The organism is Bacillus sp. 105MF (assembly GCF_000374885.1).
Taxonomy (GTDB): domain Bacteria; phylum Bacillota; class Bacilli; order Bacillales; family Bacillaceae_G; genus Bacillus_A; species Bacillus_A pseudomycoides.
Map to the genome: position 1 here is coordinate 281,324 of NZ_KB895568.1, position 19,740 is coordinate 301,063.

Here is a 19,740-nt window from a genome sequence, read left to right on the forward strand (position 1 = left end):
TGCACTTTTTTATTTTAAGTAGGTAAGTGATACTGGTAATCGGCGGTGCGGGTTATATCGGGAGTCATGTTGTGAAAGAACTGCTATCACAAAAACATCGAGTTGTTATAAGGGATTTTACCACCGTTACTAACAATGATCACGTATCAAATTAAACATTTTGTTTTTTCATCATCTATATCAGTTCATGGTATGCCTTATAAAGATCAATTGCAGGAAATATATGTCCCATTCCCAGTTGTCTTTCAAGGGAATTCTAAGCTTATTATTGAACAGGCTTTAGAAGATTTTTATAAGGCATATGATTTGCGTTATATGTCTCTTCATTACCACAATGCTATAGGTGCTCATACAGATGGGAAAATAGGTGAAGACCATCGTCCAGAAACACATATTGTACCAAATGTTTTATTGCATATAGTAAAAAAACAAGAGGAGAGTTTTATGATAGACGGTGGATACGGTACAAAAGATGGTAGTGCGGTCGGTGATTATGTACATGTCATGGATGTAGCAAAAGCACATGTATTAGCACTGCATAGTTTATTAGATTCAAGTGTGTGAGGAAATAGCAGGTAAAAAGGTGAATATAGCGTTTAATGATTGTACAAAGAATGGGAACCATTCATTTTTTATATCTAGTAAAAAGATATACACACAATTAGGTTGGAAACCAATGTATTCAATTGATGAAGCTATTCATTCAGCTTGGAAATGGCATAGTAATCATCCGAACGGTTATGGGAATTAACTATTTCTATATCAGAAAATGTTTAGTTTTTAGACCTTGTGTAAGAGGTTCATCTTGAGAAATTGTAATTAGGTTGTCCTACATAGGATTGCTTATGATATATTTAAATTAATAAATTGTTATAAAAAGGAGAAATAGCCATGAATTTCAAAGGTGTCATGAAAACAGGCTCATTAGTCGCTGCACTTGCTCTCGGTTGAACAGCATTCGCTACACCGGCTGCACATGCAGCAAGGGTTAATGAGCTTAAAAACTGAGCAAAAAGTAGAAATGCTTCGCTTATTCTTGGATAGTGCGAAACTTGCACATCTACAAGTAGCACTTGTAGATGAAAAAGGAAATTCGTTGGATCTTTTAAACTATACAATTAGTAAGGATAATAACTTATTAATTCAATTAAAAGATTTAGATGGAAAGTTACTTGCGACAATTGACCCAACGAGAGAAATGGTACAAGCAGCTAACTTTAAAAGCTTGGTAAATTCATTGAAAGTTGTGATGGAAGCAAGGCGTGAGCTAAATGCAACTGGTCATTTTGTTCCAATGCCAAATGCGGAAATGCCAAATACAGCATCTAATGAACAAACTTACATGCTAATTGGGGGATTGATTAGCTGCATTAGTTCCAGCAGTACGATTAGCTCGTAAAGTAGAACAAGCGTAATACGCCCTATGGAAAAAAGAAAGAAAGTACATAAACGTAAGTCGAAATGGAGATGGGTAATCATCGGGATTCCTGTTTCCATTATTTTGTTAGGTCTTGGGATTATTGCTTTTTTCGGCTGGGAGCTTACAAAGCAAACAACATTGTTAGCTCATACAGTTGTTACACCGTATAAGCCTGCAGAGGCTGAAAAAGAGTTTAAACAAATTTGGTCTAAAATTCCTGATCCAGGAGAGAAGCTTGGTGAATTGAAGTTTCCTTCTCTTTCTTATGAGGTTCCTGTTGTAGAAGGGACGTACCCGAGAGAGCTGAAATCAGGAGTCGGACATTTTGCTGGGAGTACGTTGCCAGGACAAGGCGGGAATGTTGTGTTAAGCGGACACCGGAATACGAGTTTTCGTAAGCTGGAAGATGTGAAGAAAGGTGATCAAATCAAATTTGCAACGCCGTATGGTGAGTTTGTTTATGAAATAACAGATTTCAAAATTACGGGAGCGAATGATGAGACGATTATCGTTCCAACTGATTATGAGACATTAACGTTAACGACATATTATCCGTTTGAGTATATTGGTGATGCTCCGGATCGCTTTATTGTGTATACGAAGCTTGTGTCTAAGCCGGATTTAGAGAAATAGTCATGGCCTAAAGAAGGCCCAATTCCCTTTTATGCAATTGGGCTTTCTTGATGCAAAATGAAAAATAGGAAGTACATAGATATAATGTGTTGGAACTCATTCTGTTTGGAATTCACAAAGAGAAGTAATGAAAAGCTAATAAATAAGAAATAAATAACCCTGGGAGGTCTTCATTATGGCGATACTTGTAACAGGTGGAGCAGGATATATTGGTAGTCATACATGTGTGGAATTATTAAATAATGGTTATGATATTATAGTAGTTGATAACCTTTCTAATAGTTCAGTAGAATCGTTGAATCGAGTGAAAGAAATAACAGGAAAACAGTTTAAATTTTATGAAGAAAATCTTCTAAATCGTGATGCAATCGATGTGATTTTTAAAGAAAATACAATTGAAGCAGTCATTCATTTTGCTGGCTTAAAAGCAGTTGGAGAATCAGTAGCAATTCCGCTTACTTATTATCATAACAACATTACAAGTACATTAATATTATGCGATGTTATGCAGAAGCATAATGTAAAGAAAATGATTTTTAGTTCATCAGCAACGGTATATGGTCTTCCTGAAACATCACCAATTACAGAAGAATTCCCTTTAAATGCAACAAACCCATACGGTCAAACAAAGTTGATGATTGAACAAATGATGCGTGATGTAGTTGTAGCTGATTCTGAGTGGAGTGTTGTATTACTTCGTTATTTCAATCCATTTGGTGCACATGAAAGTGGGCGTATTGGGGAAGATCCAAATGGAATTCCGAACAACTTAATGCCATATGTAACGCAAGTAGCAGTTGGTAAGTTAAAAGAACTAAGTGTATTTGGAAACGATTATCCGACAAAAGATGGTACAGGTGTCCGTGATTATATTCACGTTGTTGATCTTGCGAATGGACATGTGAAGGCTCTTGAAAAAGTATTACATACAACAGGTGTAGATACATATAACCTTGGTACAGGTACTGGATATAGCGTGCTAGAGATGGTACAAGCATTCGAGAAAGTTTCAGGAAAGTCCGTTCCATATAAAATTACAGAGCGTCGTCCTGGAGATGTTGCTGTATGTTTTGCAGATGCATTTAAAGCGAAACGTGAATTAGGATGGGAAGCAAAGCGCGGGCTTGAAGAAATGTGCGCGGACTCATGGAAATGGCAGTCGAATAATAAGGATGGCTACCAAGAAGCAGAATGTATGGAGTGAATATGATCTTGTAAATGCTTTCTTTATGATTTGCTAGACATATCATCAATTTTTTTGAAGAAATAATGTAAACGTGAAAAAGCCGCGTCTTATCCTATGCTAGATAAGCCGCGGCTTTTTGTGTATGGTAAGGTATCTAATGAGAAAACATATATGTATGAAATTATAGAATAATTTGGATATAGAAACTAATCCCATGTATAATGGGTGTGGTACTTTATTCCTTAAAAACCTATAAAGCTGATTCAAGAAAGAAGGTTACATAATGAAAAAAATTCTATTTTGGATACTGGGTATTATCGGCGTTCTTGTCATTGCAGGAGGCGGTTATGCGTATTATCTGTACTCATCCGTTTCGGGGACAATAGATAAAGTGTATACGCCGCTTGAACGAGATCATTCTGAGAAACGTTCTACTGATGTGAAGTTAGGAAATAAACAACCTGTTTCTATTTTATTATTAGGTGCAGATGAGCGTGGGGCAGATAAAGGGCGTTCGGATTCGATTATGTTATTAACATTAAATCCGAAGCAAAGTTCGATGGAAATTGTAAGTATTCCTCGTGATACATATACGGAGATTGTTGGGAAAGGGAAGAAAGATAAAATCAACCATGCGTATGCATTTGGTGGAATTGATATGTCTGTGAAGACGGTTGAAAATTTTTTAGATATTCCAATTGATTATTATATTGAAGTAAATATGGAAGGTTTCCGTGATATTGTTGACGCTGTTGGCGGGATCGATGTGAATAATGACTTGGCATTTACGCTTGAAGGTATGTCATTTGAGAAAGGGAACATTCATCTAAATGGCGAGCAGGCACTGAAGTATACGCGTATGCGTAAGGAAGATCCACGCGGTGACTTTGGTCGTCAAATGCGTCAGCGTCAAGTGCTAGAAGCGGTTATTAGTAAAGGCGCGAACATATCATCTATTACAAAACTTGGCACGATGTTAGGTGCTGTTGAGAAAAACGTAAAAACAAATTTAAATCAAGATCAAATGTGGGATCTTCAAAGTAATTATAAAGCTGCGATGAATAAAAAAGAGGAAATTCAAATTCCTGGTGACGGTCATAAGCAGGATGGTGTTTGGTACTATTTCGTTCCTGATAAAGATCGTAAAGATTTGTCTAATAAATTAAAAGCTCATTTAGAGTTAACAAAATAGTAGTTGAGTAAAAGGAATAAGCTTAATGATCCTGTAATGGGACATTAGACTTTTTTTGATGTCTCATATATAAGCTGCTAAGAACAGCAAAAGGTGACCTGCTACTTGTTTTCTCTCTCTGTTTTTCCTTGGCATGGGGCAGGGAAAGGGTCTGACCGCTTCTATGCATGGCTGGATGCTCTCTCCCACCTGAAAAGAAGGATTTTATGTCGGTTTTTCAATTTGTATTTATATAGTAAATAATAGGCGCTACCTATCCTTTATGTATAAAGGATAGGTAGCGCCTTATTTTTGTCCAAATCTTATATGTGTAGCCTATCCAACTTTTAAATTTTGCATATGAGCTTTTTGTTTACTTTCTTCTGGTATTTGCATGTAGTCTCCATACATTCCTGATAAGTAGCGATCTGCATCATTTGGAACAGGGAACATGTGTCCATCGAAAATTCCTTCTTTTAACGGGAAGATTTCACTAAGCTCGAAGTTATGCCATCTGTAATAGCCGGTTTCCATTCCGTATGTTACAGTGTTTGTTTTTTTAAGGCCTTTTACATATAGTTTAAAGAATTTCGATTTGTTTAGAATTCTTCTTGCTACATCTGCAGGACCGTTTATTTTTGAAGGATAATTGATTGCGGCAAGTTTTCGGACAATTTTTTCTAACGGCGTTGCCGATTCTGAAACGTAGTCAAATGGGAAAATATCAATGGATATTCCTTTTCGGTGTGTACCATCGCTTTCTTGCCATTCAAAATCATCTAGATAGAGAATTTTCGTCCAGTTATGTTTGCCGTGTGTGTTTACTTTTTCTGTTTCTAGTTTATATGGCTCTGGTAAATGGTTTGGAATAATGCGCAAAAATTTATCGTAATCTTCTCTTAGCATAGCAAGATCTGCATCATCATCCCAAGGGATAAATCCTTTATGTCTAACAGACCCTAGTAAAGTACCGTCTGTGATCCAAAATTTAATATTATGTTCTTTACAGATTTTATGAACCGTTATGAGCATATCCAGCATCACTTTTTGAGCTTGCTCTAAAGGTGTTAACTGTGTTGAATCCAAAATAAATTCCTCCATTGTTCTAATCGATACGACAAATTTTTTATGGTTCAGATTGCATGGAAAGAGATTACAATCATAAGTTTAAGTATACATCAGTGATAAATTGACACGCAACTACAGTCTTTTTATATGTTGTTCCTTATACTTTTATTGATTATGTTTTTTCGTTAATATTATTCATAAAGGATGTTCTTTACAAAGCATACATTAAATTTACAAAATATTTACGTTTATGTCCATAGATGATATGATAATGACATGTTCAAAAAATGAACGGATGAAATCGGGTGATGGAGGGGAGCTCTATGCAACAAGTATTAAATATATTAGAGGTTATCAATCAAAATCCACAGATGAACCAAAAAAAGATTGCAGAGCAGTGCAATATATCTGTTGGTAAAGTGAATTATATTATGAATGATTTAACGAAGAATCAATACATCTATAGCAAAAAGTCAGGGAAGTACATGAATTATTATTTGTACCAGAAAGGCTTTGAATACATGCGACAGGAGCTAGCGGCTTACCAAGGGAAGAAGCTTAGAGTCCATCGCAAAGAGGGCAAGAAGGTTACGCAAGCTGTTGTTCTCGCGGCTGGTAAGCGTCATGAGTTTGGAAAACCATCTGGTTTGTTAACGGTTGGGGAAAAGCTTTTGTTAGATCGCAGTTTAGAAATCCTTAAAAATAATGGCATTGAAAAAATTGTGGTGGTTGTTGGCTATAAGAAGGAGCAGTTTGAAGGCTGGACAGGTCGTCATAATGTGCACTTTGTGGAAAATCCGAAATATAAGTGGACAGGATCAATGGCATCGCTAGCAGAGGTTCAGGAACTGATTACAGATGATTTCTTATTAATTGAAGATGATATTTTAATCGAAGAGAAGGCACTTGTGCAAGTGTTACATCATCCAGAACCGGACTGTGTACTCATTACAAATGAGAGTGGATCTGGTGATGAAGCGTTTGTTGAGATTCAAGATGGCTATCTGTATAAAATTTCAAAGGACATTCATCAGTTAAATCGTATTGATGGTGAGATGGTTGGGATTTCTAAAATCTCGTATGAAGTGTTCATGAACATGTTAGCAACATTCCGTCATAATCAAAATCCATATGTGAACTATGAATATTTACTTCTGGATGCTGCAAGGTTGTACGATGTCGGCTATGCAAAGTTACCAGATGTTGTATGGGCAGAGATTGATACACCGAAGCAATATGAAGTTGTGAAAAATAAAATCTATCCTCGCTTAGTGAAAAAAGAAGCAGAGTTTAAAGAACGACAAATTAAAAAATATGTTTCGGAAGCACTTTCTATTTCAAAAGATGAAATTACAGATATTCAGCCATTTGGTGGTATGACGAATACGAATTTCAAAGTAAGTGTTGGAAAATCCGAATATGTGCTACGTATTCCAGGAAGCGGTACAGAAGATATGATTAGTCGCCGTGATGAAATGGTAACTTCTAATTTAGCGAGCCAATTAGGAATTGATGCAGAACTTCTATACTTTAATGAAGAAACTGGTGTGAAATTAGCAGAGTTAATTCCAAACGCAGAAACATTGAATCCGAAAACGGCAAAACGCAGTGATAATATGAAGTTAACGGCGAATATATTAAAACAATTACACAGTTCAAATGCCGAAATGAATAATACTTTCAATGTGTTTGAAAAAATAGAGCATTATGAAGGGCTTTTAAATAAAGTAAACGGCTCTAACTTTGATGATTATGCAGAAGTGAAGAACAAAGTAATGCGGTTAAAGGATATGTATGAGGCGATGGATGTTACGTTAACAGCTTGTCATAATGATACGGTTCCTGAAAACTTTGTTAAGAGTGGAGAAGACAAAATATACTTAATCGATTGGGAATATGGCGGTATGAACGATCCGATGTGGGATATTGCAGCACATAGTTTAGAGTGCGACTTTTCTTCAGAAGAGGAGGAGTTATTCTTATCCTACTATTTTAACGAGGAAGTAGAAGAGTCTTACCAGAGAAGAATATTGATGAATAAGATTTTCCAAGATTTCTTATGGAGTATTTGGACGAAGATTAAAGAAGCAACAGGCAGTGATTTTGGGACATATGGAATGGATCGCTATAATCGTGCGAAGAAAAACTTACAGCTCTTCTTAGAGTTGTAGTGGGGGATATAACGATGAGAAAAGTGCAAAGTAAAGGCATATTTTATGGAATATTTTCTGGTTTTGCTTGGGCTGTAGATACGGTATTGATTGGGATTATTTTATCTTCACAACTGATGTTAGCAACAGAACAAGTTGTGTTTCTTGCTCCTCTAGTTAGTACGTTTTTACATGACTTTATGTCCACATTATGGATGATGATCTATATGGCGATAAAGGGTCAACTCAAAACGGCCCTTTCTAAGCTGAAAACGAGAAGTGGACGGTTCGTTATGTTAGGAGCACTTATGGGTGGACCAATTGGGATGACGTTTTATGTATTAGCTGTAAAGTATATCGGGGCTTCTTATACAGCAGCGATTTCAGCTGTATATCCAGCAGTGGGTGCATTTTTTGCATTTGTATTTTTGAAAGACCGCCTTCGTTCGTGGAATTGGTTAGGACTTATCATTAGTATTGCATTTATTATCGTACTTGGATTTACAGGCGATGGATTTGCAACGGAAAACTATATGTTAGGATTTATTTTTGTCCTTATTTGTATCGTTGGCTGGGGCTTAGAATGTGTTATCTGTGCGTACGGTATGAAAGATGAAGAAGTATCTCCAGAAGAGGCACTCCAAATTCGTCAGCTTGTTTCAGCAGTCACATATGGACTTGTTATTTTACCTTCAGTTGGAGGGCATTTCTTAACAAAAGAGGTTGTGATGAGCAGCGAGTTTATTTTAATCATTGTGGTTGCATTAGTTGGAACAGCTTCCTACGTGTTCTACTATAAGGCAATTCATGAAATTGGACCGACAAAAGCGATGGCGCTTAACATTACGTATTCTGCATGGGCGGTTGTCATTTCTATGTTAGCATTAGGATCACCGTTTTCATGGAAGTTAATTATTTGTTGTATTGCGATCCTTGTAGGAGCTATATTAACAGTTGCAGATATAACTGAATTTACAAAAGCGAAAAAATATAGAGGTGAAGTAACATGAGAGCGATTTTATTAGCGGCGGGTATGGGAACTCGTTTACGTCCATTAACGTTAACGACTCCAAAATCATTAGTAGAAGTAAATGGCAAGCCGATGCTAGAGCGTCAAATTGAATATTTACAGGAAATTGGTGTAGAAGAAATTATTGTCGTAACAGGCTATTTAGCAGAGAAATTCGATTATCTTGTTGAGAAGTATAATGTGAAGCTTGTGCACAATGACAAATATAATGTGTACAACAACATTTATACGATGTATTTAGTTCGTGAATATTTACAAGATGCATATGTAATGGATGCGGATGTTTATTTACACCGTAATATTTTTATAGAGAACCCAGAGTCATCCCTATACTTTAGTGCGAAGAAAGAAGATTTCCGTAATGAATGGATCATTAAGCATGACGAAAATCGTAAAGTATATGATATTGAAATTGGTGATGGTAACGATGACTACATTTTATGTGGTATTTCATACTGGTCAAAAGAAGATGGCATCCATATTGTGAAGAAACTAGAAGAAGTAGTAAATCAGGAAGATTTCAGTGAACTGTACTGGGATAATATTGTAAAAGATAACATTCAAGATTTAAATGTTCATTTGTACAAAATTGGTAGCAACGATAGTTTTGAAATTGATTCTGCCCTGGACTTGAAGAAAGTAGAAGAAAAACTAGCTGTTTTAGCGAAATAATTATTGTTGATGGTTTTATGAAATAATTGGAATTTAACTTGCCCTATAAAATAAAAGAAGATAAGCTATATTTTATAGGTTAAAAAGTACTATAAAGTGAACCTTCCATCAGTGGGGCGCTTTATCCCCAAAATGATGGAAGGTTCTTATCGATCAGGCAGTGCTCCTCTACCTATCTTCTTTGATGTAGAGGTTTTTCTGTCCGCAGATAGCAGGGTAAAATAATTCATTAAAAGTTGGGTGTGGAGAACATGGGTTCTATTTTAGTGTGCGGCGGAGCTGGTTATATTGGCTCTCATGCTGTAAAAAAGTTAGTTGATGAAGGACAATCTGTAATTGTAGTTGATAATTTACAAACAGGTCATGAAGATGCTATTGCAGAAGGCGTGAAATTTTATAAAGGTGATCTTCGCGATAAAAGTTTCTTAAGAGACGTTTTTAAGCAAGAAACAATTGACGCAGTCATGCATTTTGCAGCGGATTCTTTAGTAGGTGTAAGTATGGAAAAACCGCTTCAATACTATAATAACAACGTATACGGTGCGCTATGCTTACTAGAGGTGATGGATGAGTTTAAAATTGATAAATTTATCTTCTCATCAACTGCCGCGACATATGGAGATGTAGATGTTGAGTTAATTTCAGAAGAAACACCAACAAATCCTACGAACACATATGGAGAAACAAAATTAGCGATTGAAAAAATGTTGCATTGGTATAGCCAAGCTTCTAATTTAAAATATAAGATCTTCAGATACTTTAATGTAGCTGGTGCAACGCCAAGCGGTATTATTGGTGAAGATCATCGTCCCGAGACGCATTTAATTCCCCTTGTACTGCAAGTGGCTTTAGGACAACGTGAGAAAATCATGATGTTTGGTGATGATTACAATACACCAGACGGTACATGTATTCGTGACTATATCCATGTTGATGATTTAGTAGCGGCTCATTTCCTTGGACTGAAAGATTTACAAAATGGCGGAGACAGTGACTTTTATAACTTAGGAAACGGTAACGGATTTAGTGTAAAAGAAATTGTTGAAGCAGTTCGCGAAGTAACAAATCATGAAATCCCAGCAGAAGTTGCGCCAAGAAGAGCTGGAGACCCAGCGCGCCTTGTTGCATCGTCTCAAAAAGCAAAAGAAAAATTAGGCTGGAGCCCGCAATATACAGATGTGAAAACAATCATTGAACATGCGTGGGATTGGCATCAAAGTAAGCCGCATGGATATACGAAGTAAGAGTGATTTATAAAAGAGAGTGTATTGTCGTTCAACATATGTTCGATAGTGCACTCTTTTTTTGTATAGGATATTTGCTATACTAAAATGTACTGCGAAAGGAGGGGAACCATGAAAATACTTGTAGTCGATGATGAGTCGAGCATTCGGAATTTAATTCGGATGCAGCTAGAGATGGAGGGATATGAAGTGCTTACGGCCGCTGATGGAAAAGAGGCGCTGCAAAGGTGGGATGAAGAGCCGAATGTATTGATTTTAGATGTGATGCTTCCGGATACGGATGGTTATGAGCTGCTTCGGTTGTTCAGGGAGAAGGACCGAGATATTCCAGTACTCATGTTAACAGCGAAGAGTCAGATGAATGATAAGTTGCTTGGTCTTCAGCTTGGGGCTGATGATTATGTGACGAAGCCATTCAATTATGCAGAGTTGATTCTTCGGGTGAAGAATATGGCACGGCGTGTAATGAAGCACGGGGTACCTAAGGATGATAAGGTCATTCGGGCCGGTGAGTTAGTCATTTATCCGAAGGAACGAAAAGTGCATGTGAATGGAGAAGAAATTGATTTAACGTACCGTGAGTTTAATTTATGCCAGTTGTTTGCTTCTAATAAGCAGCGTGTGTTTATGCGCGATGAGCTATTAGAGAAAGTATGGGGCTTTGAGTATAGCGGAAATACGAGAGCAGTTGATATTATGGTGCAGCGCCTTCGGAAGAAGCTTGGAGCAAGCGGAGAACATATTAAGACGATTTATGGCGTTGGTTATAAGTTGGATTGTTAAAAGGTGATAAGATGTCGTTAAAAAGAAATATGGTACTTGGTATAGTAGGATTATTGATTCCGATTTTGTTTCTTCTTTATACGGTGATTTACATTGCACTGGAAAAGAATATGTATCATAATGCAGCAGGTTCTTTAGAGAAGTTAAGTGTAGAAGCACAAATTTACACGATGAATTATTTAGAGAAGGAAGCAGAAGTGGAGACACTAGGGCCGAATTCACTCTTGATTGCTTCTTATTTAGCGAAGCGGATGGATGTTCGTGTGCAGATGATTGGAAAGAATGGAGAGGTCGTTGCCGATACAGAGAAAGGGGCCTTGCTTCATAAGAATATAGATATTGATCAGTCCTTACGAGGAAAGAAGGCATATGTGTTTGAAAATGATGATCCAGCACCACTTCTTTTATTTTCGAGTCCGGTTTATCATGGAAGCGATGTCATAGGGGCAATTCGCTTTATTAATGAATTACAAGATGAGAAAGAAGTTTTAACGAATGTGAGCTGGACATTTCTCGTTACATCGATTTGTTTAGTAGCAGGCGGCATTTTCTTTGCGATTCGTTTAGCGAAGTCTCTTCATAAGCCAATTGATCAGTTAAGACAAATGGCAAAGCGGCTCGCAAATGGGGATTATAAAAGTAAGATTGAGCTAAATGAGTATGTGGAAATTGCCCAGTTATCAGCATCTTTCAATGCAATGGCTGATGCGATTGAGCTGCATATGAGGCAGTTAAGGGAGGAGAAAGAGAAGCAAAAGGATTTCTTGGACCGAATTACACATGAACTAAAAACGCCGCTCACTGCAATTATTGGATATGTAGATTTAATTCCGAAACTGCAATCTGCGCGAGATATAGAGGAAAGTCTTCATTATGTTTCGATTGAAAGTCAGCGTCTATTATCACTCGTTGAGGAGTTATTACAATCTTCGAAGTATGGAACGAGTACGTTTGAAGTTTCTCCGACGATTGTGGATATAAAGCAAATTGCAGAAGAGGCAATTTCGATCGTGAAGCCTCGTCTTCAGCAATACGAGATAGAAGTTATAAATGAATTAACAGAGGCACATGTTGTTGCAGACTTTGATAAGACGAAGCAGATTTTCTTGAATGTGTTTGATAATGCGATTAAATATAGTGATGCCACGCAACTGAGGATGAATGTCGCTAAAAATGAAGAGGAAGCGAAAGTCTTCATTCATGATGATGGGATTGGTATGGATGAAGCGATACTTGCAGAGTGGAATCGTTCTCGGGAAGGAAAAGTACTCTCTTCTAGTTATGGAAATGGATACGGTTTGTTCATTTGTCAGGAGATTATGACGAAGCAAGGCGGAAGCATGCGAATTGAAAGTAGTGAGGAAATGGGAACGATGGTGATGATCACGTTCTTATTACCAAGACGCATGGAAGATATAAAAAATTTGAAAGCGATTAAATGATACATTTATGAAACAATTATGCGGTATTTTCGAAACAACGTTTTTTTATCTTGGAGGTAGGCAGAAATGAAAAGGCTATCATTTCAAATTCTCTTGTTTGTCTTTTGCACGATTGCTGCTTTTGTATTGTTTTTTGCCATAGAGAAGCAATTGTATAACCACGTTACAACCTTAGATGACAAGCAGGCTGTTTTAGAAAGAGCAACTGAATCTCTTCCTACTAAAGTGAAAGTAAGACATGAGAAGTGGGGAGAAGTAGTTATAACAGATGAAGTTCGTCTGCATGCAATTGTTTCATTCTTTGACCAGATTCGAATGAAGCAAACAGAAGCGAAAATCCACGAACAAGTATTTACTGGAGAAGTAACGTACTTGAATGGACATAGGCGTACTTTTGCAGTAGGTGACTTGTTCCAGTACGAGGCAAATGTATATGGGAAGAATGGTACAGATCCGATGATTTCCGCATTTCAAACATATTTGCTGGGCCTATATTATACGCCAGAGCGTATTAGCGATTTCTTTGCATCAGCAAAGGAAGTTGTTTTGCGAGAAGGTGATGTAGTGCGTACTACGAATCTTACGCCAATACTTGATTCGATTCGGCAAGCAAAGCAAATGACAGATTATGGAGAAATTCAGAAGTTGCTGCAATCGCAGAAGGATCCAATCGCTTATATTACTGCTTATCAAAATGGTAAACATGTAAAGAATGAACGTGAGGATATTTTAACGATTTCTATATATCCTTCTTACTTTGTCGTGCAATATCTTGGCGATAATAATGGGAATGTGATGTATATGAAAGGCTCCCTAGCAAATCTATTTGTAAAGGAGAATGTTTCATGAGAAAGATAGCCTTTTTCTTCTTTTTGCTAGTAATTGGAGGAGCGATGTCTAGTTGCTCTCGAGATACTACCTCTATCAAATATAGTAAAAATGGTCTTCCAATTTTGAAAGATCGCCATCTTGTCGCGTATGTCGCGGCCCGTGAAGAAGTTGGTGAAGCGCTTTTATCATCGTTTTGTAAACCGCGTGGATGTACGTATGAGTTTATTCGTCTTTCTACAGAAGAGCTGCTTAGAAGAGTGGAAGAAGAGGCGGGAAATCCAAAAGCCGATATCATCATTGGAGGTACATTGGATGCGCATCAAATGATGAAGCAAAAAAATCTATCTATTCCTGTTACAAGCCAGCATGCAAGTAGCATTTCAAAAGCCGTTAAAGATAAGGATGGCTTTTGGTATGGTTATGAAGTAGAGAAGCTTGCCATCGCGATTAATAAAGAGCGGTGGAATAAGGAAATAGCACCGCTAGGACTTTCATATCCAACGGAGTGGAAAGACTTATTACATCCAGCGTATGCTGGAAAGATTGTCATGCCTGATCCGAATGTTTCAGGAACAGCTTATACGTTGTTCCAATCACTTATTGATACATTTGGTGAAGAAGAGACGAAGGGGTATGTAAGGAGCCTTGCCAAGCAAGTTGCAGAGGTAACGGTGAATGGTTATATGCCTGCTGAGTATGTGGCAAGCGGTGAATATATGATTGGTATTAACTTCATGGGAGACCAACGGATGCTTCAAAAACAAGGCTTTCCGATTTTGAGTAAAGTGCCTGAGCAAACGGGGTTATCTGTCAATGCAATTTCGAAACTGAAACATGCACCGAGTGGTATTATAGCGGATTTATTTATTGATTATTGTTTATCAGAAGAAGCAGGGCATATTTTAGAAAAAGTTTCGTTTGGCGTACCAACAATGCTTGCGAAGAATCAGAAAGAAATAGAAGGTCAGCCTGTTAGAAGAACGAACAAAAATGTATCAGATAGTGGAGTAATCGAGATATGGAATAGACAACGTCTCTCTCAAAAGTGAAAAAAGGAGAAGAGATAATATGTTTAATTGGCTTAAGCCTGCACCAGTAATTGAGCGTTTGCCAGCGAATATGATTGACAAAGTATACAGACTACTACGTCTTCGCGTGCTGCTCGGAATTTCAGTTGGATATGCAGCGTATTATTTAGTTCGTAGTAACTTTACGTTATCTAGTACGTATTTAATAAAAGAATATGGTTTTAGTACAACGGAATATGGTTTATTAGGTTCCGTTACGGCGATTGTGTATGGACTAAGTAAGTTCTTTATGGGAAATTTATCAGATAAAGCGTATGCGCAGCGTTTTATTGCGGTTGGTTTATTCTTATCAGCAATTATAAATATTTGTTTTGGTTTTGCATCTTCATTTGGCATGATTTTAACGTTATTAGTTTTCAATAATATTTTCCAAGGAATGGGAGCGCCTCCTTGTAGTACCGTAATGACGAAGTGGTTCTCGAAGAAAGAGCGCGGTACAAAAACAGGACTTTGGAATATTTCACATAATATTGGTGCGATGCTTGTACCACCGCTTGTTGGAATTGGTGTTGGTATTTTCGGTGAAAGTCATTGGCAAGCCGGCGTGTTTATCTTCCCAGCGATAATTGCAATGGTCATTTCAGTTCTTATGTGGGTGAATGCGAAGGATACACCAGAATCTGCAGGTCTTCCACCAATTGATGAATATCGCAATGATTATGAAGATCTTGAGAAGGCAGACAATGCCAACAAAATGTCACCAAAAGAAATTTTGATGAAATATGTAGTGAAAAACAAATTTATTTGGTATTTATGTATTGCGAATGCATTTGTATATTTAATTCGTTTCGGTGTTATTAACTGGGTACCGATTTATTTAACAACGGTTAAAGGATTTACAAAAACAGAAGCGCATGCAGCATATTCAATTTTTGAAGCAATGGCAATTCCAAGTTCATTAATCGTAGGTTTGTTAAGTGATAAGTTATTCAAAGGGAAACGTATGCCACTATGTGTGTTTAGCATGGTTGGTGTTGTTATTGGAACGGTAGTATACTGGCAAGCATCGAATATACTTGTTGTGAGTGCTGCAGTTTCGATTATTGGTTGCTTAATTTATGTACCACAATTTTTAATTGGTTTAAGTGCAATGGAATTAGTACCAAAATTTGCAGTAGGTACAACAGTTGGTATGTGCGGCCTGTTCGGTTATTTAGGAGGAAGCTTAGTTGCAAACGCAGCGATTGGTGTTATCGTTGATCGCTCTGGGTGGGACGGCTGTTTCATTCTATTATTAGCAGGCGGTATTTTATCTACGGTATTCTTATTTATCGTTCAATTTGGTCATGAGAGAAAAGGTCCTGAGAGCAAAATAGCATAATCATTTATTTAAGGGAGCTGTCCAAAAGTACTACTTTTGGGCAGCTCCTTTTATGTACATCTTATCAGTATAGATTTATATAAAATGAAAGAGATAAGGTGTAGTTTTTGAAACTTAGTAACAGTTTATCAAAAAGGCACTCGTTTTCGGATGCACTTTTTATTTGTGAGCAGTAAGACCTTTACCTTAAGATTTAGAGAAAAGCAAGGAGGATAGGTAGAGGCTTTCCATCATTGAGGGATGAAGAAAACCCTCAATGATGGAAGTTTCGTTTTATTTTCCCCATCTTGGTGAGGGGATTTTTCGATGACAAAAGAGGGGATAGTTAGCTAAAATAAGAAAGATTTTAAACTATTCTCTGAAGGTTCCCTGCAAAATATAAATTAAGAATTTCACAACTCCATGCTGAATCTGAAACGCCTAGCGTTGGGGACTGGAAGTTAGTAATAATAACGCAATGCTTGTTATCGAACCAATCTATGCTATCTACAAAATATGTTAAAGGTGCTGCTCCTGAAAAAGGTATGATAACATCAAAGCTTATCTGCTGAAACCCTGCTGCTGCTGCTTGCACATAGAATGCACGTATTTGATTATATGCAGGGCAACAAGTACGTGGTTTTGGTGGCATATTCTATCACCTCACTTTTAAATAGATTTAATATATTAGTATTCAGACAAGCGTGAATTAGCTTGGGCAAATGTATGAATATTTGATTGCAATGAAAAATATAATATATCTTTCTTTACAGCCTTGGTTTATCCCGCATTAACGGGTAGTAAGTAATACTCCTACCTCAAAATTCGGTGAAAGAAAAGAAGTTAGGTGGGAGATAAACTGCCCGTAAAAATCAGTGGGGGATGAAGAAAACCCCCACTGATTAAAGTTTCACTTTATCAAACTGTTATATATTTCAATGTATCTTTATAATTGATTTCACGGATATTATATGTGAATGTGACTACTGGAATAGTAATAGTATCAAAATTTTTTTCTTGTAATCTTTTTTGATGCACTTATTACATAATGTTATTTCTAGTACATACAGTATTATGGTTATAAATTAATAGATTATATGTGATATCTATTAAGAATGAGTGAACGGATAGAGTGAAAGTACATTATATATAGAAAATTAACATTCATTTTACAATATCTTCAAAAACAAATGTTAAAATTCAGTAGGAGTTAGCAAGACAAATTATATGTATGAAGGAGATGCTGGGAAGTGGGAATTTTTGTATCAGAAGTAGAAAAGTTTTTGTTCTGTTCCGCAACAGTCACACAGCGAGATTGTACATTTGATTTTGTCGTTCGTAGTACGCCGATAGGGATTGCAATTTGTTTAGTAGAGGATTATGAAGTAGAGTGGCTTCCGATGAGAATTGAAACCTATTTGAAAGTGAATGGAAGCATGTTTCCAGATGAAGATGCAAAAGAGGAATTTCGTAAACAGTTAAATAGTGAAAATGGCTGGATGTTAGACAAGCAAGGTGATAACCTAGAAGGCATTGTTCAAAGAGCAATGCGAGCTGATGAATGTGAAGCGTTTCAAACGATAGAAAAGAATATTCCGCGCGAGATGAGAAAAGACGTGACAACTCTTCCATTTGAGCATGATTTGGATCAAGCGAAATGGAGTACTTGGAGGAAACGTCCAAACCGCCTTATGTAAGGTGGTTTTTTTTTTTTAGTCTTTTCATGTGGCTTTTAAGTTTCTTAAAACTTGCTTAAAACTTGCTTAAAAGATAAAGTGTCATATTTCTAAACATTGGTATTTTTGTTACAATGTAAGTGATAGTGTAAAACTTTGTAAAGAAAGCGTAATAATTTAAGAGATGCGGGTATCGTTTTCTGAAAGTCTTACATAATTAAAGAATCACTATATAAAGATATAAAAGGAGCGAGAATATGTTACCAAATACGGTTCGTACTCCAAACAAAAAGAAGAAATGGATTATCATTGGGGTTATTGCATTAATTGTCGTCGTTGCAGCCGTCAATATTTTTATCATGCAAGGAAAGAAAAAAGGCGCGGCACAGGGAGACGCTGTTAGCTTTGAGAAAGTAACAGAACGTACATTGAATAATACGAAATTGATTTCCGGACAAGTAAAGCCTGGAAATATTGAGAGCTTCTACGCAGATCCGACAAAAGGAAAAGTGAAGGACATTGCGGTGAAAGAAGGACAGGAAGTAGAAAAGGGCGCGAAATTATTCTCTTATGATAATGAAGAAATCAATTTACAAATGAAACAAGCTGAGCTTGATCAAAAAATGGCAAGTATGCGCTATGATCAAGGGAAAAAGAAAATAGATTCAGTAAAGAACCAGATTAAGAAAGCGAAAGATAGCGGTGCTGGGAAAGAGGTAACAGATCCGTTAGAAGAGCAAGTAAGCGAATTAGAAATAGGGCAAAAAACAATTGACCTTGAGAAAGAAAAAGGTCAATTACAATCACAACAATTAAAGAAAAAACAAGATGAACTCACAATTTATAGTAATTTCGCTGGTGTTGTGCAAAAGTTAGATAAAGATGCAGCACAAAGTTCAGCGCAAGCAATGGGTGGACAAGGAAAATCATTTTTACAAATCGCTTCTAAAGATTCATTCCAAATTCAAGGGACATTAACAGAACTTCAAAAATCACAAATTCAAAAGGATCAACCATTTACTGCAACTGCAAAAGCAAATAGTAAGAAGAAATGGACAGGTAAAATTACAGAGGTAAGCGAGTTCCCGACAAGTGCAGAAATGGCGCAAGCAGCCGGTGCTGGTGAGGGAGCACAAAACATGTCTCAGTATACATATAAAGCTAGTTTAGATGGACAAGAAGGTTTATCTCCGGGCTATCATGTATCTCTACAAGTAAACCTAGAAAACAAGAAAATGATTGCTGTTCCTAGTAAGAGCATTGTAGAAAAAGATGGTGAACCATTTGTTTATGTAGAAGAAAAAGGAAAACTTCGTAAACAAAATGTGAAAAAAGGTTCTACTGATGGAGACTGGACAGAAGTTCTTGAAGGCGTAACAGTGGGGCAAAAGGTGGTTAAAAATCCTTCCGACAATGTATATGACGGAATGGAAGTGAAAGAAAAATGATTACGTTAAACAATATTCATAAAACATATTATCAAGGGAAACTGGCGGTACCGATTTTACACGGTATTAGTTTAACGATTCAAAGTGGTGAGTTTGTTTCCATTATGGGACCGTCTGGTTCAGGGAAATCAACGCTCATGAATATTATCGGTTGTTTAGATCGTCCAACAGAAGGCGAATATATGTTGAACGATGTGAATATCTTAACAGCAGACGAGTCAAAGCTTGCTCTCATTCGCAATGAATATATAGGCTTTGTATTCCAGCATTTTAACTTATTGCCACGTCTTTCAGCGGTAGAAAATGTAGAACTTCCGCTTATATATGGCGGCGTGAAGAAAGCGGAGCGCCGTCAGAGAGCTCTTGAAGCACTTGGGAAAGTCGGATTGTCTGACCGCGTGCATCACTTGCCAAGCGAACTTTCAGGTGGGCAAAAGCAGCGTGTAGCCATCGCACGTTCCATTGCAAATGACCCAACGTTCATTATGGCCGATGAACCAACAGGTGCTCTTGATACGAAATCTGGAGAGCAGGTTATGGATATTTTCACAAAGTTAAACGCAGAAGGTACAACGATTGTTATGGTTACGCATGAAGA

The 19,740-nt window shown here is 37.1% G+C and carries 21 protein-coding genes; 19 read left to right on the top strand and 2 right to left on the bottom strand.

Going from position 1 to position 19,740, the window contains the following annotated elements; genetic code table 11:
* The first annotated feature begins 26 nt into the window (after nucleotides 1-26).
* The 7 genes from C564_RS38405 to tagU all read left to right on the top strand — a co-directional run bounded on the left by C564_RS38405 (nucleotide 27) and on the right by tagU (nucleotide 4,431).
* Nucleotides 27-155, top strand: coding sequence for an NAD-dependent epimerase/dehydratase family protein (locus C564_RS38405; RefSeq protein ID WP_080740107.1), 129 nt, complete (start codon nucleotides 27-29; stop codon nucleotides 153-155).
* Nucleotides 136-564: an NAD-dependent epimerase/dehydratase family protein gene (locus C564_RS34505; protein WP_018764987.1), complete on the top strand. Its 429-nt coding sequence runs from the start codon at nucleotides 136-138 to the stop codon at nucleotides 562-564. The genes C564_RS38405 and C564_RS34505 overlap by 20 nt, the downstream gene beginning before the upstream one ends.
* Nucleotides 565-583: 19 nt before the next feature.
* Nucleotides 584-751, top strand: coding sequence for a hypothetical protein (locus C564_RS36125; RefSeq protein WP_155896281.1), 168 nt, complete (start codon nucleotides 584-586; stop codon nucleotides 749-751).
* Nucleotides 752-991: 240 nt separating this feature from the next.
* Nucleotides 992-1,399, top strand: a complete 408-nt coding sequence (locus C564_RS33350) for a hypothetical protein (RefSeq protein ID WP_231382307.1) — start codon at nucleotides 992-994, stop codon at nucleotides 1,397-1,399.
* A 24-nt stretch (nucleotides 1,400-1,423) separates the two neighbouring features.
* On the top strand, nucleotides 1,424-2,053 hold the full coding sequence (locus C564_RS0108235; RefSeq protein ID WP_018764988.1) for a class D sortase: 630 nt from the start codon (nucleotides 1,424-1,426) through the stop codon (nucleotides 2,051-2,053).
* 175 nt (nucleotides 2,054-2,228) lie between these two features.
* The gene (galE, locus tag C564_RS0108240; RefSeq protein WP_018764989.1) at nucleotides 2,229-3,257 is read left to right on the top strand and encodes a UDP-glucose 4-epimerase GalE; all 1,029 of its coding nucleotides are present in this window, start codon (nucleotides 2,229-2,231) and stop codon (nucleotides 3,255-3,257) included.
* A gap of 265 nt (nucleotides 3,258-3,522) precedes the next feature.
* Nucleotides 3,523-4,431, top strand: a complete 909-nt coding sequence (tagU, locus tag C564_RS0108245) for a polyisoprenyl-teichoic acid--peptidoglycan teichoic acid transferase TagU (RefSeq protein ID WP_003202214.1) — start codon at nucleotides 3,523-3,525, stop codon at nucleotides 4,429-4,431.
* Nucleotides 4,432-4,746: 315 nt separating this feature from the next.
* On the opposite strand, the gene C564_RS0108250 is transcribed toward tagU, so the two are convergent.
* Nucleotides 4,747-5,511, bottom strand: coding sequence for a LicD family protein (locus tag C564_RS0108250; RefSeq protein WP_003202215.1), 765 nt, complete (start codon nucleotides 5,509-5,511; stop codon nucleotides 4,747-4,749).
* Between the two features lie 290 nt (nucleotides 5,512-5,801).
* Between C564_RS0108250 and C564_RS0108255 the strand changes: the two genes are divergently transcribed.
* The 9 genes from C564_RS0108255 to C564_RS0108295 all read left to right on the top strand — a co-directional run bounded on the left by C564_RS0108255 (nucleotide 5,802) and on the right by C564_RS0108295 (nucleotide 16,039).
* The gene (locus tag C564_RS0108255; protein WP_018764991.1) at nucleotides 5,802-7,649 is read left to right on the top strand and encodes an NTP transferase domain-containing protein; all 1,848 of its coding nucleotides are present in this window, start codon (nucleotides 5,802-5,804) and stop codon (nucleotides 7,647-7,649) included.
* Nucleotides 7,650-7,663: 14 nt separating this feature from the next.
* The gene (locus tag C564_RS0108260; RefSeq protein ID WP_018764992.1) at nucleotides 7,664-8,638 is read left to right on the top strand and encodes a DMT family transporter; all 975 of its coding nucleotides are present in this window, start codon (nucleotides 7,664-7,666) and stop codon (nucleotides 8,636-8,638) included.
* Nucleotides 8,635-9,330, top strand: a complete 696-nt coding sequence (locus tag C564_RS0108265) for a CTP--phosphocholine cytidylyltransferase (protein WP_018764993.1) — start codon at nucleotides 8,635-8,637, stop codon at nucleotides 9,328-9,330. The genes C564_RS0108260 and C564_RS0108265 overlap by 4 nt, the downstream gene beginning before the upstream one ends.
* Before the next feature lie 251 nt (nucleotides 9,331-9,581).
* Nucleotides 9,582-10,574, top strand: coding sequence for a UDP-glucose 4-epimerase GalE (gene galE, locus C564_RS0108270; RefSeq protein ID WP_006096589.1), 993 nt, complete (start codon nucleotides 9,582-9,584; stop codon nucleotides 10,572-10,574).
* Nucleotides 10,575-10,685: 111 nt separating this feature from the next.
* Nucleotides 10,686-11,357, top strand: coding sequence for a response regulator transcription factor (locus C564_RS0108275; RefSeq protein WP_003202224.1), 672 nt, complete (start codon nucleotides 10,686-10,688; stop codon nucleotides 11,355-11,357).
* Between the two features lie 11 nt (nucleotides 11,358-11,368).
* Nucleotides 11,369-12,799 carry a HAMP domain-containing sensor histidine kinase gene (locus C564_RS0108280; RefSeq protein ID WP_018764994.1) on the top strand — a complete coding sequence of 477 codons (1,431 nt, stop codon included), beginning with the start codon at nucleotides 11,369-11,371 and terminating at the stop codon, nucleotides 12,797-12,799.
* Nucleotides 12,800-12,865: 66 nt separating this feature from the next.
* On the top strand, nucleotides 12,866-13,648 hold the full coding sequence (locus C564_RS0108285; protein ID WP_018764995.1) for a DUF3919 family protein: 783 nt from the start codon (nucleotides 12,866-12,868) through the stop codon (nucleotides 13,646-13,648).
* Entirely contained in the window at nucleotides 13,645-14,679 is a 1,035-nt protein-coding gene (locus C564_RS0108290) for an ABC transporter substrate-binding protein (RefSeq protein ID WP_018764996.1), read from the top strand. Before C564_RS0108285 ends, C564_RS0108290 begins: the two co-directional genes overlap by 4 nt.
* Nucleotides 14,680-14,698: 19 nt before the next feature.
* Nucleotides 14,699-16,039 (top strand): MFS transporter, encoded by a 1,341-nt coding sequence (locus C564_RS0108295; protein WP_003202232.1) that lies wholly within the window; start codon nucleotides 14,699-14,701, stop codon nucleotides 16,037-16,039.
* Between the two features lie 346 nt (nucleotides 16,040-16,385).
* On the opposite strand, the gene C564_RS0108300 is transcribed toward C564_RS0108295, so the two are convergent.
* Nucleotides 16,386-16,670 (bottom strand): hypothetical protein, encoded by a 285-nt coding sequence (locus tag C564_RS0108300; RefSeq protein WP_018764997.1) that lies wholly within the window; start codon nucleotides 16,668-16,670, stop codon nucleotides 16,386-16,388.
* Nucleotides 16,671-17,268: 598 nt separating this feature from the next.
* Between C564_RS0108300 and C564_RS0108305 the strand changes: the two genes are divergently transcribed.
* The 3 genes from C564_RS0108305 to C564_RS0108315 form a co-directional block, all read left to right on the top strand.
* Nucleotides 17,269-17,715, top strand: a complete 447-nt coding sequence (locus C564_RS0108305) for a hypothetical protein (protein ID WP_003202234.1) — start codon at nucleotides 17,269-17,271, stop codon at nucleotides 17,713-17,715.
* A gap of 236 nt (nucleotides 17,716-17,951) precedes the next feature.
* Nucleotides 17,952-19,142 carry an efflux RND transporter periplasmic adaptor subunit gene (locus tag C564_RS0108310; protein WP_003202236.1) on the top strand — a complete coding sequence of 397 codons (1,191 nt, stop codon included), beginning with the start codon at nucleotides 17,952-17,954 and terminating at the stop codon, nucleotides 19,140-19,142.
* Nucleotides 19,139-19,740 (top strand): ABC transporter ATP-binding protein (locus C564_RS0108315; protein WP_018764998.1); only part of this gene is annotated, 602 nt, incomplete at its 3' end. The genes C564_RS0108310 and C564_RS0108315, both read left to right, overlap by 4 nt.